Here is a 15,880-nt window from a genome sequence, read left to right as displayed (position 1 = left end):
GTGCCCGTCAGACCACAGCAATGGCTTCGAGTTCCAGACTTAGTCCGTAATGAAGCGGACCGACGGGCACAATGGACCGGGCGGGACGATGATCGCCGAAAAACTGCGTGTATAATTCGTTGACGGTACCCCAGGCCTGAATGTCGGAGACAAAAACCGTAACTTTCAGAACGTTCTCGCGTTTGCTACCGGCAGCCTGCAGAATTGCGTCGAAATTGGCCAATATTTGCTGGGTTTGCTCGGCAATCGTCGCATCGGTTAGTTTCCGCCCATTCGGGGTTATGGGCAAAATCCCGGATAAGAAAACTAAATCGCCGTGTATGGTGGCCTGCGAATAATGCCCGCCCGGAGCCGGAGCGTTGGGGGTTTGAATGAATTCCATACGTATGGTATTACCAGCCAATTGGTCGAATGTTGATTGATCAGATATGTCCTACTGCTTCTGCCGACAGGATTTCCTGAACTACTCGTTCCCCTGAGCGGATGGCACCTTCAATATAGCCGTTCCAAACCGCCGATGTTTCGGTACCGGCCCAATGAATTCGACCGACGGGCGCTCGCAAAGCCGGACCGAGGGTTGTCCAGACTCCAGGACCCATTAGGCCTGCATAACAGCCGCGAGACCATTCTTCATTCATAAAACTATGGTCTATATAGCGAATAGGCTCAAGGGCTTCCGGTCCAAAGAACGTAGCGAAGGTCTGCAGCGCTGATTGTTGTCGGTCTTCATCCGATAGCGTAGAAAATTCCTTTGCCTGATTTCCCAGAACAAATCCCATCATGACCCCCAGGCTCCCATCTTTAGGTGAGTTGTCGAACGTAACCGTTATGTGTCCGTCGGGAGTAGCAGCAAGCCCATTCAGGCCCTGTCGACGCCAGAACGGTTTGTCGTAAATCGCGAAACATTTCCAGACAGAGCCCATCGGCATCCGCTGAAGTAGCTGGACCCGTTGTGCCGGGAGAATTGGCTGAAAATCGATGCGGTTTTGCAAGGCAGGTGGTACGGTTACAATAACACGCCTGGCCTGATAAGTGGCTTTTTCGGTCACGACCCGTACCCGGTCATTTTCCTGTAGAATAGCCCGGACAGGCTCACTAAAGCGAATCTGATCGGCAAACGTAGCCGCCAGGCGATCGGCTATGGTTTGGGCTCCGCCAGCAAAGCGTTCTTCCTGAGCGCCGTTTCGAATGTTCATCAGCGTGTCCAAATCCCGGCCGGATTTACAGTAGAATAGCGCGTGAAGCAGGGATATTTCCGCGGGATCGGCCGCCCAGATGGCCTCGGCTGCAATTTTAAAAAACTGGCGTGCCGTGGTGAAGTGCATTTGGTGGTGCATCCAGCTGGCCAGGGTCATCGTATCGAAACGCTGAGCGTTTGGGGTTGTCCAGGGTTCAGTCAAATCGACCGTTTTAGCCAGTTTATTCAGTTTTTTTATAGCCCCATCCAGACTCAGCAGCGCGCCAAGCGGTAGGGGAGGAATCAACCCGTTGTAGCGCTTTACCTGACCGCGAAAAAATTGCGTACTCTTGCCCTCATCGTACGTTCGGAAGGTTTCGACCCCGAATTCGCGGGCTAGTGCATACAGCCGATCCTGCGTTGGCCCTACCCACGCACCACCCAGATCGACGTAAGAGCCATCGGCAAAGCGTTGTGTCCAGACCCGGCCCCCCACACGGTCGCGGGCTTCGAGCAGTAGAACGTTTTTTTTGGCTTTTCTAAGCTCATGCAGAGCCGTCAGCCCTGCATACCCCGCACCAATCACGAGGATATCGTAGGTAGAGTTATGGTTGGTCATCGGGTAACAGAATCGACGCAGTAAGCTACAAAAAAAGCGAATGCCACGACACCTAACCAGGTCGTGGCATTCGCTTTTATACGTGCTCGACTATACGATAGCGTCGATGAGGGCCGTCACGATTGAAACCACAAAACTGAACAGCAACGCAGCAATAAAGCCCGTTACATGAAAATTAGGAACTAAGTAAGAGGTCAGGTAAACCATCAGTACGTTTAGAACGAGCAGAAACAGGCCCAGCGTAACAATAGTGATTGGGATGGTCAGAACCGTCAGAATGGGCTTAATGAACGCATTGAGGAAGCCCAGTACAATCGCTACAATCAGATAGGTACCGGCTCCGCCAGTTACGGAAACCCCTGGAATAAAATAAGTAGCCACCCAAACGGCCACAGCGCTGATAAGAATACGGATAATTAGTCCCATGAAACGTGATTATATTAGGTGAGTGAATTCTGAGCAAATACCACACTGGCGACTGCTGACGTTCAACAAACCCCAAACCCGAATCTATTGTTTTTGATGGCGGGATTGTAAGACGGCAACAATATCGTCAAGGTCCATATTTTTCTCTTCCAGCAACACCAGGAAATGGAATAATAAGTCGGCGGCTTCTCCTTTGAACAAATCGGCGTTATCGTCTTTGGCTTCAATCACCAGTTCTACCGCTTCTTCACCGACTTTCTGAGCAATTTTGTTGACACCACGTTGAAAGAGCGTAGTTGTGTAGGATTGCACGGACGGATTGATCTTCCGGTCGTGGATGATGCCCTGCAGGTAATTTAGAAACTGACCTTTACCTTGGTTGACTTCGTCGAAGCACGTGTCGGCCCCCGTATGGCAAACAGGACCCACCGGATTGGTTTTGATCAGAATGGTATCGCCATCGCAATCCAACAGGATCGTTTGCACATGCAGAAAATTGCCCGAGGTCTCGCCTTTCGTCCAGAGTCGCTGCTTACTGCGGCTGAAAAAAGTAACGATGTTGTCGGCAATGGTTTTGTCGTAAGCCTCACGGTTCATGTAGCCCAGCATCAGCACTTTGCCCGTTTCGGCATCCTGAATGACCGCCGGCAGGAGGCCATCGGGGGATTTTTCGAAATTAATCTCGGAATTCATGCCGTAAAGGTAAGCCACTACGCCCGAATCGTCTGCACAAATGCCCGGATGCTCTCGGGAGATATTCCGTTTTCGTCCAGATGCCGGATAAAGGCACTGCCTACAATGGCCCCGTTGGCATATCGACTGGCAGTATCGAAGGTTTCGTGGTCATTGATGCCAAAACCGATCAGGCGCGGATTGCGCAGATTCATGTCCTGAATTCGTTTATAGTAAGCCCGCATCGAATCGCTGACACCTTTGGTCGAGCCGGTGATGCTGGCCGACGAAACCATGTAAATAAACCCGTCAGATTCTTCGTCGATGCGCCGGATGCGGCTCTCTGCTGTTTGCGGAGTAATCAGGTTGACGTTTAGGATACCGTATTGGCGGAACGTAGGTGCATAATCGGTTAGGTACAAATCGAGAGGCAGGTCGGGTAAAATAACACCATCTACGCCAACTTCCTGACATTTCCGGCAGAAGTTTTCCACGCCGAATTGCAGAACGGGATTAATGTAGCCCATCAGTAGGATAGGAACGGTAATCGGAGTACCAGACGGATCGTTTCGACAGTCGGCTAACTGCTCAAACAGCTTCTTCAACGACATGCCGTTGTCCAGAGCGCGCTCGTTGCTCAACTGAATGGTTTCGCCATCGGCAACGGGGTCCGAATATGGCATACCAATCTCGACCAGATCGACACCAGCCGCCTGCAAGCCGCGCAGAACGGTCAGAGTATCTTCCAGATTCGGAAATCCGGCAGTAAAATAAACGTTCAGCAGCCGCTCACGCTTATGCGCAAACAGGTCCGTAATGCGGTTTTGGGTTAATTCCTGGATCATATCAGTATCGCGGACTTTAGTCCGCATAACCATGATTGAAATGGGTCTGTAACGTTCAGGCGGACTAAAATCCGCGATACAGCCTCTACAAATGTTTTGAATAGGTGCTTAAATCTTTATCGCCCCGCCCCGACAGGCAAACTACAACAATATCACTGGGTTTAAGGTCCATTTTTGACAGAGCCGCCAGCGCATGAGCCGACTCCAGCGCCGGAATGATTCCTTCGAGCTTGCTGAGCTGAAAACCGGCTTGTAAGGCCTCGTCGTCGGTAATGGCGTAAAAATCACCGCGGCCCGAGTCGAAGAGGTGCGCGTGAAGCGGCCCGATACCCGGATAATCTAGGCCTGCGGAGATGGAATACGGCTCGATGACCTGACCATCTTCGGTTTGCATCAGAATTGTGCGACTGCCGTGCAAAACACCCGGTTTGCCCAGAGCCGTCGTTGCCGCCGAGTGCCCGGACGTCACTCCCTGACCAGCCGCTTCAGCAGCTACCAGCCGCACCGAGGGCTCGTGCAGGTAATGAAAGAACGTACCGGCGGCATTGCTGCCTCCGCCCACGCACGCAACCACGTAGTCGGGGTTTTCGCGACCGATTTTCGCAAACAGCTGCTTTCTGATTTCTTCGGAAATGACCGACTGGAAACGCGCGACCATATCGGGGTAGGGGTGTGGCCCAACCACCGAGCCAATGATGTAATGCGTGTCGACCGGGTTGTTGATCCAGTGACGCATCGCTTCGTTGGTCGCATCTTTGAGCGTTTGGCTGCCCGATGTAGCCGGAACGACCGTAGCCCCCAGCATGCGCATCCGGTCGACGTTGGGTTTCTGGCGTTCCATATCGATGCTGCCCATGTAAACGATACATTCCAGACCCATCAGCGCGCACACGGTTGCGGTAGCTACACCATGCTGCCCGGCTCCAGTTTCGGCCACGATGCGCTTTTTCCCAAGCCGTTGCGCTACCAGAATCTGGCCGATGGTGTTGTTAACTTTATGCGCTCCAGTATGACAAAGGTCTTCACGCTTGAGGTAGACGGTCGCGCCAACCTGCTCCGACAGACGTTTTGCTAGAAACAGGGGAGTCGGTCGCCCGACGTAATCTTCCAGCAGTTGCCAGAATTCCGCCTGAAAACCTGGATCGGAAATAATGTTTAGATAGTTCTGTCGAAGCTCTTCGACGTTTGGGTAGAGCATTTCGGGAATAAACGCTCCGCCAAAGCGGCCATAAAACCCTTTGTCGGTGACGGCGAAGGAGGCTTGGGGGTCAAGCGTGGTTTGCATATGAATTAGTGCTTAATCAGGCGCAGTCCTAAGGCTGGCAGGTGATCGAAATCGTTATCGGTGGGTGTGGAGTTCCATATCCAGATAAAGGTCTGTTGCCGTAATCCAGATCGGTCGGCCGCTGCCGTCGTTTTTGCCCATATTGCGGGCGGAAAATTTCAGGGGTGCCGTTTTTAGTCTCCCCTGACTAAATGCATCGATTTCTGCGTAATATTTTACCAGATCGTATGTGATATCGACATTGGGATAGCGAGCTACCATATTCATCATGAACTCGACTTTTTGAATACCCCAGTCAGACTTCAACGCGAAAGCTTCCAATTCTCCAATTGTCACAATCGACAAAATAGTCTTTATCGGTGGTAGTCATTGCTGGCGGATATAAGCGATCAGTAAGTTTGTATCATAAATCATACAGCACCCTTATCGCCTTCAGCTAATAATTCATCCATTTTTCGATTTTCCTCCTCGGTAAATTCCGGAAATATGCGATTAAATGGATCTTTTACAACTGTTGCTTCTAAAAACCGCTCTACACCCCAGCGACGTATATCTTCTGGCTTGTAGCTGTTTAAATGTCCTGACTTCATAGGAGGAATTTCAGCGTCAATCTCCTTTGTCGTTTCCATTCGTATGGTTGTTTTGTTGAATAACAGGACTAGGTGCGGAAAGATTTTGCAGCCGCTTAGACGATCTCTTCGACGGGACGCACCCGCTCGATAAGCGCTTTCACTTTCGCTACATCCTTGACCCCCGGCGCTGTTTCGACCTGGCTGTTTACGTCTACACCGTACAATTTCATGCCTTTCAACTGGGCAAGCTGATCGAGGTTGTCGAGGCCTATGCCACCACTGATGAAAAACGGTTTTTCGTTGTCATACCGCTTCAAAATACTCCAGTCGAACGGAACACCGTTGCCGCCGGGCTGGTCACCTTTGGCATCGAAGAGAAAAAAGTCGCACTGGGCTTTGTAGTTGTTCAGCATAGAAAAATTAAAGGATTCGTCGACGCGGAACGCCTTGATGATGTTGATGCCCCGATTCCGCAGGCTTCGGCAATATTCCGGGGTTTCGGTGCCGTGCAACTGGACATACTGAAAATCGTACTTTTTCACCGAGCGCAGGATGTAATCGGGGCTGGCGTTGACAAACACCCCTACTTTTCGGATGGATTTGGGAATGGCTCTAACCACTTCTTCGTCCAGCTCTTCACCGACAAAACGGGGCGACTGATCGTAGAAGATAAACCCAATGAAGTCGGGGTTCAGCGCAGTAATTTCTTTCAGGTTGTCGGCGTCGCGTAGACCGCACACTTTAATTTTCATAGGCTGGAAGAGTTGATAAAGGTAGGCATGCGGGAAGTGAAATCAGTGACTAATCGGTGTAAGGCTGCGGCTGGATCGGCGGTTTTCATAAACGCTTCGCCAATCAGGAACCCATCGAAGCCCGCCCGGAAGAGCGTCTGCATCGTTTCGGCGTCATGTAGCCCGCTTTCGGTAATTTTAGCAAACGTGTCAGGGATGCGCTCGACCAGCCGTAGCGACGTATCGATCGAAGTCGTAAAGGTTTTCAGATCGCGGTTGTTGACTCCAACCAGATCGACTGAGTGGGTCAGCGATTGATCGAGTTCGGCTTCGTCATGCACTTCGAGCAGTACCTGTAGCCCCAACTCCTGGGCCTGCTGGCTGAGTTCGGCTACTTCGGCTGGTGTCAGACAGGCCGCGATCAGAAGAACCACATCGGCACCCCAGGCTTTGGCTTCGAGAAGCTGGTACTGGTCGACCACGAAATCTTTGCGCAGAATCGGTGTGCCGGGATTGGCCAGGCGAGCCGCCTGTAAATCCGCCGGCGTACCGCCAAAGAACGGCTCGTCCGTCAATACCGACAGCACAGCTGCCCCGGCTCCTACATACCCCTGTGTGGTAATAGCAACGTCGGCCTCAGCATTGATTACACCTTTCGAAGGCGACTTTCGTTTGAACTCAGCAATGATGCCGGTGGAGCGCAGGTCCTGAATCGCATCGCGCGCCGACAGCGGCTGCCGTTTGAAATCAGGCATTTGTTCAAGTACAGCGATCGGAACCTCGGTCTTCCGTTGTGCCACTTCCACCCGCTTTTGCGCGATAATCTGGTCAAGTATGGTCATTCTGGCTACTCAATCAATTTCTTAAAACAGGCCAAGGCTCGGCCACTTTCCAACGATTCGCGGGCCAACGCGACGGCTTCCTCGCGGGTTTGGACTTTTTCGGCGGCCAGCAGCGCCATAGCGGCATTCGCCAGGACGGCCTGCTTCTGAGCCGGAGTTGCTTCGTCGTTGAGCACATTCAGGAATATCTGGGCCGACTCATCGAGCGTCTGCCCGCCGGCCAGTGATTCAGGCGTCAGCGTATCCAGGCCTAACTGCCTGGGTTCCAGTACTTGCTCTGTCTGATTGCTGATCACTTTGAATACGCCCGTCAGTGAAATCTCATCGTACCCGTCCAGCGCATGCAGAATCATGAACCGCTTGTCGGTTTGCTGATAAAGGTACGCATATAATCGCGCCAATTCAAGGTTAAAAACCCCAACCAACTGTTTTTGAGGCTTCGCCGGATTGATCATTGGCCCCAGAACATTGAAAAATGTCTTTACGCCTAAATCCTTCCGAATCGGAGCTACGTTCTTCATCGCTGGATGAAAAAGCGGGGCATGAAGGAAGCATATACCGGCCGTTTCGACTTTCCGTTGAAGTTCGCCGGTGTCGTTTGTGAATCGGTACCCCAGTCGTTCCATAACCGTCGAGGAGCCTACCAGCGACGACACACCGTGATTGCCGTGTTTGGCTACCCGCTGCCCGGCTCCCGCAACGACGAACGAGGCCAGGGTCGAAATATTAAACGTATCCTTCCCGTCGCCACCCGTTCCGCAAAGATCCATCGGGTCGTAAGCCGCCAGATCGACCGGAAGGCAAAGCTCCAGCATGGCATCCCGAAAACCTTCGAGCTCTTCCAGGCGCAGGCTGCGCATCATGTAAACGGTTAAGAATGAGGCAATTTGTGCCGGGTTGTACTCCCCCCGTCCAATGCCCAGCAACACCTGTCGGGCCTGGTCTTTGGTCAGCGATTTGTACTCAAAAAGGTGATTTAGAATGGCTTTCATACCAACGTAATGCGTGAACGATTAAATGTTAAGCGATTCGGGTTAATTGAAGCATTTGATAGGCTCCTTTTTGAAAATGATACGGAACATCTACAATTTCTGCCTGAATACGGGTGGCTTGACAGTCAGCCAGTACAGGTTTCAGGTAAGGGGAAGGCTTTCCAGCTAGCGAAATCAATGGAAAAATGCGGACCTTATTAGCGACTCGAATTAACTCCTGGACTGACGCCAGATGAAATGCTTCCGATAATTGGTCGGAGTACAGAAAAAGCAGATGTGAACATACCGCTAAATCAAACGACTGATCGGAGAAGGGCAGGGCAGGTAACCCATGGGTTTGGTAGCGCCCCTGTTGCCGCCCGTTTTCATAATCAGTCAGAAACTGCTTCATGGCCTTCATTCGCTCATCGCCTAGTTCGTCAGCATTCTGATATAAAGTCCAGTTGTACTGCTCCTTATGGTTTCGTAATTGCTCAATAATTTCCTGATAAGTGACCCCAATGCGTTTTTCAATCTCCTCTGCCGAAAAAGCATAGATTGGATCAATTGAAACGACCGGGTGACCAACAGCTGTTTGCTCTGCGTTGAAACTGGCTGGTCCATCACCTACCCCCAAAATTCGACTACGTAGATCAGCCTCGGTCAGGTTGAACATACGTCGATACTCCTCTCGTGTTCGACCCCAGGGTACAATTTCGGCCAGCTTCATATCGCCAACCAGTTTTCAATCATTTTTACTCCGTTCTCCGTCAGTACGGATTCGGGGTGGAATTGCAGTCCTTTAACGTCGAAGCGAACGTGGGATAAACCCATGACGCGCCCCTGTTCGTCGACGGCCGTGGTGCGCAGGTCGGCGGGCATCGATTCGGGAACGACCGTCCAGGAGTGATAACGGCCAACGGTCAACTGCTCGGGGATGTCGGCGAATAGCCGTTCCGATCGATCGGTTATGCTCGTTCGGTGCGCTACCCCGTGCAGAACATCGCCAAGATTTTCCAGCTGCGCTCCATATACTTCACCGATGCCCTGGTGGCCCAGACAAATGCCCAGAATGCTTTTGGTCGGGCCATACTCTCGTACCAGTTCCTGCATGATACCCGCTTCGGAGGGAATGCCCGGTCCCGGCGAAAGCATGATCTTGTCGTACTGGTCGACGTCTTCGAGTGCAATTTTGTTGTTCCGAATGATGTCGGGCTGTACACCTAACTCCCGCAGAATGTACACGAGATTATAGGTAAACGAATCGTAATTGTCTAGGACCAGAAGTTTCATACGTAACGCGGGTAGAAACCCGCAGTTTATTTTTGAAGCGGGTTTCTACCCGCGTTACCGTTACAATTGTTTTGCCTGTTCGATAGCCGTTCGCAGAGCGGCCAGTTTGTTATGTACTTCCTGTAATTCGCTTTCTACGACTGATTTGGCCACGATGCCGGCACCGGCCTGATAATAAAGGGTATTGTCTTTACTCATGAACGTCCGGATCATGATCGCGTGGTTGAACTCGCCATCGAAACCCATGTAGCCAATGCTACCGGAATAAAAACTGCGGCTCAGGCTCTCGTATCGGTCGATGAGCTGCATGGCGTTGTGTTTGGGAGCACCGGAGAGCGTACCGGCGGGAAACGTTTCGGCTACGATCTGCAGCGGGTCCGCCGATTCGGTCAGGTCACCCACAACTTTCGATACCAGGTGAATGACGTGCGAATAGTACTGAACCTCTTTAAACGTCTCTACTTTCACGACGTTACAGTTGCGGCTCAGGTCGTTCCGGGCCAGGTCGACCAACATCACGTGTTCGGCCGATTCTTTAGGATCGTCGTAGAGTTTCTGAGCGAGTTCGGCGTCGTGAACATCATCGCCCGTGCGTCGGAAGGTGCCGGCAATCGGGTAAATGGTGGCCTGGCGATTTTTGACGACAATCTGCGATTCGGGCGAAGAACCAAAGAGTTTGTAGTTGCCATAATCGAAGTAAAACAGATAGGGGGAAGGGTTCAGCGATCGAAGCGCGCGGTAGACATTGAATTCATCACCTGTGAACGGCGTTGAAAACCGGCGCGACAGCACGATCTGAAACACGTCGCCCCGCTGGCAGTGGTCTTTTCCTTTCTGAATGACTTCCCGAAACCCGTCGTCCGTAAAGTTGGATTGCTCGGGCCCGGCTGTGTTGAACGAGTAGGTTGGGTAATTACGACCCGTTATCAGGTCGCTGATGTAGTCGAGTGTACTCTCGGGCTCGCTTTCACCATCCCGGAGGTAGCTGTGTTCGAACAGATACAGCTCATCTTTGAAGTGATTGATCGCCAGTACATACCGGTAAACCATAAAAACGGCCGCCGGAATCTGATTTTCAGCAGGAATGGGTGCGTGTAAGGTTATATCTTCGAAACCCTGCACAGCCGGATAGCCAAAGTAGCCGAACAGACCGTTTGTGATAAACGAAAACGGTGCTTTCTCGTGCCGGAAACTATCTTTAAACTGTTGCAGTGCTTCCCGCATGTGCTGAATCGGCAACGCACTCGTCTGCTCGGGTTCGCCGGGTAGTTGCAGGGTAAGCTGGCCAGAATCGTAGGCAAATCGCGCAACGGGGTCGAAAGCGATGTAGGAGAAACTGTTCTCATTGCCGTGATAATCGGAGCTTTCGAGCAAAATGCTGTTGAGGAAACGATCGCGGATGCGCAGATAAATACTGACGGGGGTAATGATGTCGGCCAGCATACGCTTGTGGCGACTGACAACGCGATAGGCAGGTTTCAGGTCGGTGATCATAATTGTTCGTCTTTAGTCGATCGTAAATGGAATAGTACGGCGGAAAAAAAATAAGGCTCACCGGGATGACGGTGAGCCTGTAGGAAATCTGTTGGTAAACAACAAAACGGCAACCCTCATCCCAACGTAGGAGAGTGCCACCACCAAATCATGTTGTTAACCGTATTAATCATGTGTTTCTATCTCAAAAGTTGTTGGTCGGGGTGGCGGGATTCGAACCCACGACCTCTACGTCCCGAACGTAGCACGCTACCAGGCTGCGCTACACCCCGCATTGAGGCCACAAAGATAATGTCTTTGTTTTATTCCGGACAATGCCCAACTAGTTTTTTCTGGAAAAAATCCACAAATTCTTTTGCAATGGACTACCGAAGGCGTCGACGTTACATTTCAATCATTCGGATGCTGATGCTTTTGTCTGCGTTTACTTCAAAAGAAGATTCGTCGAAATCGGGTGGTCCCATCAGCATCGTCACGTTGGAAAAACCGAACGGCTCCGAGGGCATCTGACCGGCAAAGTCCATCTTCTGGTTGTCATTCAGGTCCTGATAAACCCGGACAGCATAACGCCCTGGAGCCAGCGCTTCAAACGTTGTGGTAATCTCACCCGATGGGGTTACATCAACAGCTTTTCGCTGGATGGATTCACCCGTAAAGCTGGCCTTATCTTTAGCCAGACCCACATAAAGCTTCCCGCTGCGGTTATTGACATTCGAAACCACTACCGTCAGTTTATGGGTGGTTCCGGCGGGAGTCGGCGAGGTTGACTGCTGGGCCAGGCTGGATTGATCAACCGTGCAGCTAATAATAAGGGCGATAAAGGCGGAAGCGATTGTTGTTCTCATCGGGTGTTATGGATTGCGTTTGTTTTTGTTCGATGCAAACATACTGGACGATTACCTTCCAGGTCAAAACGAAGGGATAAACCGCACGCTTTGGGATGAATAGCATGAGCAGGGATATTTACCCGCGCGGTGGGAGGTTCGGAAAGGGCTTTACCGACAGGATTGACAGGATGAACAAGATTTTGTGAAGACAAACAATGCTGTCAATACTGTCGAAAAAAATTACGTAGCGTTCAGGGTCAGGTTGCCGCTTTTGGTGTAGCGAATTTCTTCTTCGGCCAGCATTTGCTTCACGGTCTGCGCAAGTGCATCGGCATCGGTCTGCGCAAAATAATGCGCAAGTTGTTTGGGAGAGATTCCCGGACCATTCGCCAAGGCAACATATTCGCGTACCTGCTCCCGTACCACAGTTGACGCATTGTCCGCTTTCTTTTTTTTCTTAAGGCAGTTATCGCAAATACCACAGGCTTCGCCCGGTTTCTCGCCAAAATAAGCCTGAAGCAGCCGGGTACGGCATTGGGTGGTGTGTTCGGTATACACTATGGCGGCCTGCACTTTTCGCATCGCCAGCTCCTTCCGTCGGTTCAGCTCGGCTACGTTGATGGGTAAGGTAGGAGCGTCGTAACGCGGAGTCAGAAACGTTAGCTGCGGTTTGTCTTTCTGCTTCTCGTAGATAACTACGTTGCGCTGATGCAACTGCTGGAGTAAACCTTCGATCTCGCTCTGGTTGATCAGGAACGTCCGCGCCAGTGTCGATTCAGAGATCGTGATGAAATCGGTGAACAACTCGCCCCCGTACATGCGCAGCAACAATTTCAGAAACGAATCGAAACGCGGATTCATCACCTGAAATTCATACAACTGCCGATTGTCCAGCACTATGGTCAGCCGGGACGGGTGGAAGTAGTTTTCGTTCAGTTGAATAAACCCTTCCAGTTGCAGCTGTTTCAGCGCATAGTGCGTTTCCTGGGGCGGGAGCCTGAAAGTATCGGTAAACGCCACTAAATCGAAATCGTAACTGCTGAACTCGCCCCCACCCACCGGCACCGCAGTATAATTGGCAACCGCCTGATAAACCCGGCGGAGCATGTCGACAGGCTGATACAACTGCTCGGTACGGTGGCGCAGGTTTTCCAGGTCGCTGTTCGTATACAGCATGACGGCATACGCTTTCTGTCCGTCGCGGCCGGCCCGGCCTGCTTCCTGGTAATACGCTTCCAGCGAATCAGGTACGTCCAAATGTATCACTGTCCGCACATCTGGTTTATCGATACCCATGCCAAAGGCATTGGTGGCCACCATGATCCGCGTTCGGTCCTGAATCCAGGCATCCTGCTTCTCGGTGCGCTGTTGGGTGGTCAGACCGGCGTGGTAAAAATCGGCGGAGATACCCTGCCGGACGAGCCATTGAGCTACCTGCTGCGTTTGCCGACGGCTCCGTACGTAAATGATGGCGCCACCTGGCACGTTCTGCAGAATGCGCAGCAGCCGTGCTTCTTTACCTTCCTCCAGGACCGCCGAGTACGATAGATTAGGCCGGGCGAATGTCTGCCGAAAAATCTGGGGTTCATACAGCACCAGTTTATCGACAATATCCTTCTGAACATCGGGGGTGGCCGATGCTGTCAGCGCGATGACCGGCGTACCGGGGATATACTGACGGAATTCAGCGATTTGGAGATAAGGTGGCCGGAAATCATACCCCCAGGCCGAAATACAGTGCGCTTCGTCGACGGCCAGCAGACAAACCGTCATCTGCTTGACGCGCTCGATAACGATCTCCGTGCGAAGCCGTTCGGGCGAAACATACAGAAATTTTGTGTTGCCGTAAATGCAGTTGTCGAGGGTAGTATCAATCTCCCGGTAGTGCATGCCAGAGTAAATAGCCGCGGCCGGAATGCCTCGCTTGCGGAGTTGTTCGACCTGATCTTTCATCAGAGCAATCAGGGGCGTTACCACGATGCATACCCCTTTCATCGCCAGTGTGGGTACCTGAAAGCAAATGGATTTGCCGCCCCCCGTCGGCATCAGCACAAGCGTATCCTGCCGGGCCAGCACGGCCTTCACCACATCTTCCTGCATTGGCCGGAAGCTGGGATATCCCCAGAACTGCTGTAAAATCTGCCGGATAGTCAAGCCAGTAATCGTTAGTCGTCAATAGATAGGAACCAGCAACTGTTTACTAACGACTATCTACGACTATTACGCAAATTTACGATGCAGAAAAGACAAATCGGAGTGGTGACGGTTTTGCGTTTATAGGCATGCTCAACCATTAATTAACCTACAATGATCCAAAAAGTAATTAAGTCCGACGAGGAGTGGAAAAAGATTCTGACCCCGGAGCAATACCAGGTGGCCAGGGGAAAAGGCACCGAGCGCGCCTTTACGGGCGAATATTGCGAAACCCACGACCCCGGTGTTTATGCCTGCGTCTGCTGTGGTACCGAACTCTTCGAGTCGAAAAACAAGTTTGAGTCGGGAACCGGCTGGCCAAGCTTTACCGAACCGATCGAAGAAGAGCGCATCCGGCTGGAAAAAGACTACAGTTATGGCATGTTCCGGATCGAAGTACTCTGCAATGTCTGCGACGCCCACCTTGGCCATGTTTTCAACGACGGTCCGCCCCCCAACGGCTTGCGATACTGCCTGAACTCAGTTTCGCTGGTGCTGAAGCGAACCAGCTAAGAATCGCGGACTTCCGTCTGCTCTGAAACCATTTAATAAGCGGGCAGAAGTCTGTGAACCCATATGCAAAAGCGGCTGGTTGTCTGTAGGTTTGTAGCCAGCTTGGCCAACCTGCCGCTTTCGCTATGAGGATATTTATACTTTGTGGGTGTCTGGGATTACTTGTTGGCTGTTCGCCAGCCCGACGGATGAGCCGCGAGCTTCGGACTAGTCCAATCTATACCGATCATTTTACAGGGGTAGCGCTTTACGATCCAGTCCGTAAGCGATCGCTGATTCAGCATAACGCCGACAAACCGTTTACGCCAGCCTCGAACACCAAGCTGTTCAGTTTCTACACGGGTCTGCTGAATTTATCCGACTCATTACCCACGCTGCGTTACGTAGTCCGTAACGATTCACTGATTTTCTGGGGAACCGGAAACCCGCTTCTGCTTCATCCTGATTTGCCCGATACCACCGTCCTGTCGTTTTTGCGAAATCGAGCGGAGAAATTATTTTTCTCCGGTGCTAACTATACCGGCCCACGCTTCGGAGCAGGCTGGGCCTGGGATGATTACAACGACGATTATTCGCCCGAACTGGCCCCCTTGCCAATCTACGGGAATGTTGTCCGCTTTCGCAACGGGTCCGGTAGTCCGCGTCGGTTTATGGACAGCCTCAAGGTTCTTTCGAATCAGCCAGTACGGTCCGGAATTCATCGGTCTGAGTTTAGCAACCAGTTTATCCGGGGTGGTGAAACAAAACCAGCCCGTCAGGATGTTCCATTCCGCTGGTCGGCTGAGTTGGCCGCTCAATTGCTGACTGACACGCTCCACCGGCCAGTTGGCGTGCTGCCAATGCCTATTCCTGCCAATACCCGACTGGTTCGCAGCTCACCGACGGATTCGCTCTACAAGCGCATGCTCTACGTCAGCGACAATCAGTTTGCCGAACAGATTCTACTCATGATCTCGGCCGAGCGAAACAGATCTCAACTTGACCCCGATGCTGAACGAAGTATATTGATCGACAGTGTTTTGCATTATGCATCAGCGAAACCTTCGCCTGCTAAATGGAGCGATGGGTCAGGCTTGTCACGTTATAACTTGTTTACACCCAATGTCTTTATCGATCTGTTGGGTCGACTGTACGCAAAAGTGCCTCAGGCGCGGCTATTTGCCCTGCTACCCGCGGCCGGTCAGTCGGGTACGTTACGAAGTCTGGTTACGAAGGGCCAGCCTTACGTGTTTGCCAAATCCGGCTCAATGACGGGCGTGTATAACTTAAGTGGTTACCTCCTGACAAGGCGTGGCAAAGTGCTGTATTTCAGTATTATGCACAATAATTTTACGCAATCGGTCAGCGAAATGCGCCAGCGCACAGCCGAAATGCTCGGGAAAATCCGGGACAGGTTTTAGATAGCGCGGGTGTTAATCCG

At 51.8% G+C, this 15,880-nt stretch carries 18 protein-coding genes and 1 tRNA gene; 2 read left to right on the top strand and 17 right to left on the bottom strand.

Annotated elements, in window-relative coordinates:
• Positions 1-7: 7 nt before the first annotated feature.
• From ACYVC2_RS03250 to ACYVC2_RS03170, 17 genes are all read right to left on the bottom strand, one after another.
• The gene (locus tag ACYVC2_RS03250; protein WP_461100842.1) at positions 8-382 is read right to left on the bottom strand and encodes a RidA family protein; all 375 of its coding nucleotides are present in this window, start codon (positions 380-382) and stop codon (positions 8-10) included.
• Positions 383-422: 40 nt separating this feature from the next.
• Positions 423-1,796: a flavin monoamine oxidase family protein gene (locus tag ACYVC2_RS03245; RefSeq protein WP_461100841.1), complete on the bottom strand. Its 1,374-nt coding sequence runs from the start codon at positions 1,794-1,796 to the stop codon at positions 423-425.
• A 90-nt stretch (positions 1,797-1,886) separates the two neighbouring features.
• Complete coding sequence (locus ACYVC2_RS03240; protein WP_461100840.1) at positions 1,887-2,222, bottom strand: phage holin family protein; 336 nt, start codon at positions 2,220-2,222, stop codon at positions 1,887-1,889.
• An 84-nt stretch (positions 2,223-2,306) separates the two neighbouring features.
• Positions 2,307-2,915, bottom strand: coding sequence for a bifunctional phosphoribosyl-AMP cyclohydrolase/phosphoribosyl-ATP diphosphatase HisIE (gene hisIE / locus ACYVC2_RS03235; protein WP_461100839.1), 609 nt, complete (start codon positions 2,913-2,915; stop codon positions 2,307-2,309).
• A 17-nt stretch (positions 2,916-2,932) separates the two neighbouring features.
• Entirely contained in the window at positions 2,933-3,739 is an 807-nt protein-coding gene (gene trpA, locus ACYVC2_RS03230) for a tryptophan synthase subunit alpha (RefSeq protein ID WP_461100838.1), read from the bottom strand.
• A gap of 85 nt (positions 3,740-3,824) precedes the next feature.
• Positions 3,825-5,024 carry a tryptophan synthase subunit beta gene (gene trpB, locus ACYVC2_RS03225; RefSeq protein WP_461100837.1) on the bottom strand — a complete coding sequence of 400 codons (1,200 nt, stop codon included), beginning with the start codon at positions 5,022-5,024 and terminating at the stop codon, positions 3,825-3,827.
• A gap of 54 nt (positions 5,025-5,078) precedes the next feature.
• Positions 5,079-5,294: a hypothetical protein gene (locus ACYVC2_RS03220; protein WP_461100836.1), complete on the bottom strand. Its 216-nt coding sequence runs from the start codon at positions 5,292-5,294 to the stop codon at positions 5,079-5,081.
• A gap of 140 nt (positions 5,295-5,434) precedes the next feature.
• Positions 5,435-5,653, bottom strand: a complete 219-nt coding sequence (locus tag ACYVC2_RS03215) for a hypothetical protein (protein WP_461100835.1) — start codon at positions 5,651-5,653, stop codon at positions 5,435-5,437.
• Between the two features lie 56 nt (positions 5,654-5,709).
• Positions 5,710-6,348: a phosphoribosylanthranilate isomerase gene (locus ACYVC2_RS03210; protein ID WP_461100834.1), complete on the bottom strand. Its 639-nt coding sequence runs from the start codon at positions 6,346-6,348 to the stop codon at positions 5,710-5,712.
• Positions 6,345-7,169 carry an indole-3-glycerol phosphate synthase TrpC gene (gene trpC, locus ACYVC2_RS03205; protein WP_461100833.1) on the bottom strand — a complete coding sequence of 275 codons (825 nt, stop codon included), beginning with the start codon at positions 7,167-7,169 and terminating at the stop codon, positions 6,345-6,347. The genes ACYVC2_RS03210 and trpC overlap by 4 nt, the downstream gene beginning before the upstream one ends.
• A 5-nt stretch (positions 7,170-7,174) precedes the next feature.
• Positions 7,175-8,161, bottom strand: coding sequence for an anthranilate phosphoribosyltransferase (gene trpD / locus ACYVC2_RS03200; protein WP_461100832.1), 987 nt, complete (start codon positions 8,159-8,161; stop codon positions 7,175-7,177).
• 28 nt (positions 8,162-8,189) lie between these two features.
• Complete coding sequence (locus ACYVC2_RS03195) at positions 8,190-8,870, bottom strand: SAM-dependent methyltransferase (protein WP_461100831.1); 681 nt, start codon at positions 8,868-8,870, stop codon at positions 8,190-8,192.
• The gene (locus ACYVC2_RS03190; protein WP_461100830.1) at positions 8,867-9,433 is read right to left on the bottom strand and encodes an anthranilate synthase component II; all 567 of its coding nucleotides are present in this window, start codon (positions 9,431-9,433) and stop codon (positions 8,867-8,869) included. The genes ACYVC2_RS03195 and ACYVC2_RS03190 overlap by 4 nt, the downstream gene beginning before the upstream one ends.
• A gap of 60 nt (positions 9,434-9,493) precedes the next feature.
• On the bottom strand, positions 9,494-10,927 hold the full coding sequence (locus tag ACYVC2_RS03185; RefSeq protein WP_461100829.1) for an anthranilate synthase component I family protein: 1,434 nt from the start codon (positions 10,925-10,927) through the stop codon (positions 9,494-9,496).
• A gap of 195 nt (positions 10,928-11,122) precedes the next feature.
• Positions 11,123-11,199, bottom strand: a tRNA-Pro gene (locus tag ACYVC2_RS03180).
• Positions 11,200-11,310: 111 nt separating this feature from the next.
• Positions 11,311-11,772 (bottom strand): DUF2141 domain-containing protein, encoded by a 462-nt coding sequence (locus ACYVC2_RS03175; RefSeq protein ID WP_461100828.1) that lies wholly within the window; start codon positions 11,770-11,772, stop codon positions 11,311-11,313.
• A 222-nt stretch (positions 11,773-11,994) separates the two neighbouring features.
• The gene (locus ACYVC2_RS03170) at positions 11,995-13,908 is read right to left on the bottom strand and encodes a RecQ family ATP-dependent DNA helicase (protein WP_461100827.1); all 1,914 of its coding nucleotides are present in this window, start codon (positions 13,906-13,908) and stop codon (positions 11,995-11,997) included.
• A 153-nt stretch (positions 13,909-14,061) separates the two neighbouring features.
• On the opposite strand from ACYVC2_RS03170, the gene msrB reads away from it, so the two are divergent.
• Entirely contained in the window at positions 14,062-14,460 is a 399-nt protein-coding gene (msrB, locus tag ACYVC2_RS03165) for a peptide-methionine (R)-S-oxide reductase MsrB (RefSeq protein WP_461100826.1), read from the top strand.
• Positions 14,461-14,648: 188 nt separating this feature from the next.
• Positions 14,649-15,860, top strand: a complete 1,212-nt coding sequence (locus ACYVC2_RS03160; protein WP_461100825.1) for a D-alanyl-D-alanine carboxypeptidase/D-alanyl-D-alanine-endopeptidase — start codon at positions 14,649-14,651, stop codon at positions 15,858-15,860.
• Positions 15,861-15,880: the final 20 nt, after the last annotated feature.

This window comes from Spirosoma koreense, from assembly GCF_054777875.1.
The sequence above is the reverse complement of the archived record's forward strand: the minus strand, read 5'-3'. Positions and strand labels throughout refer to the sequence as shown.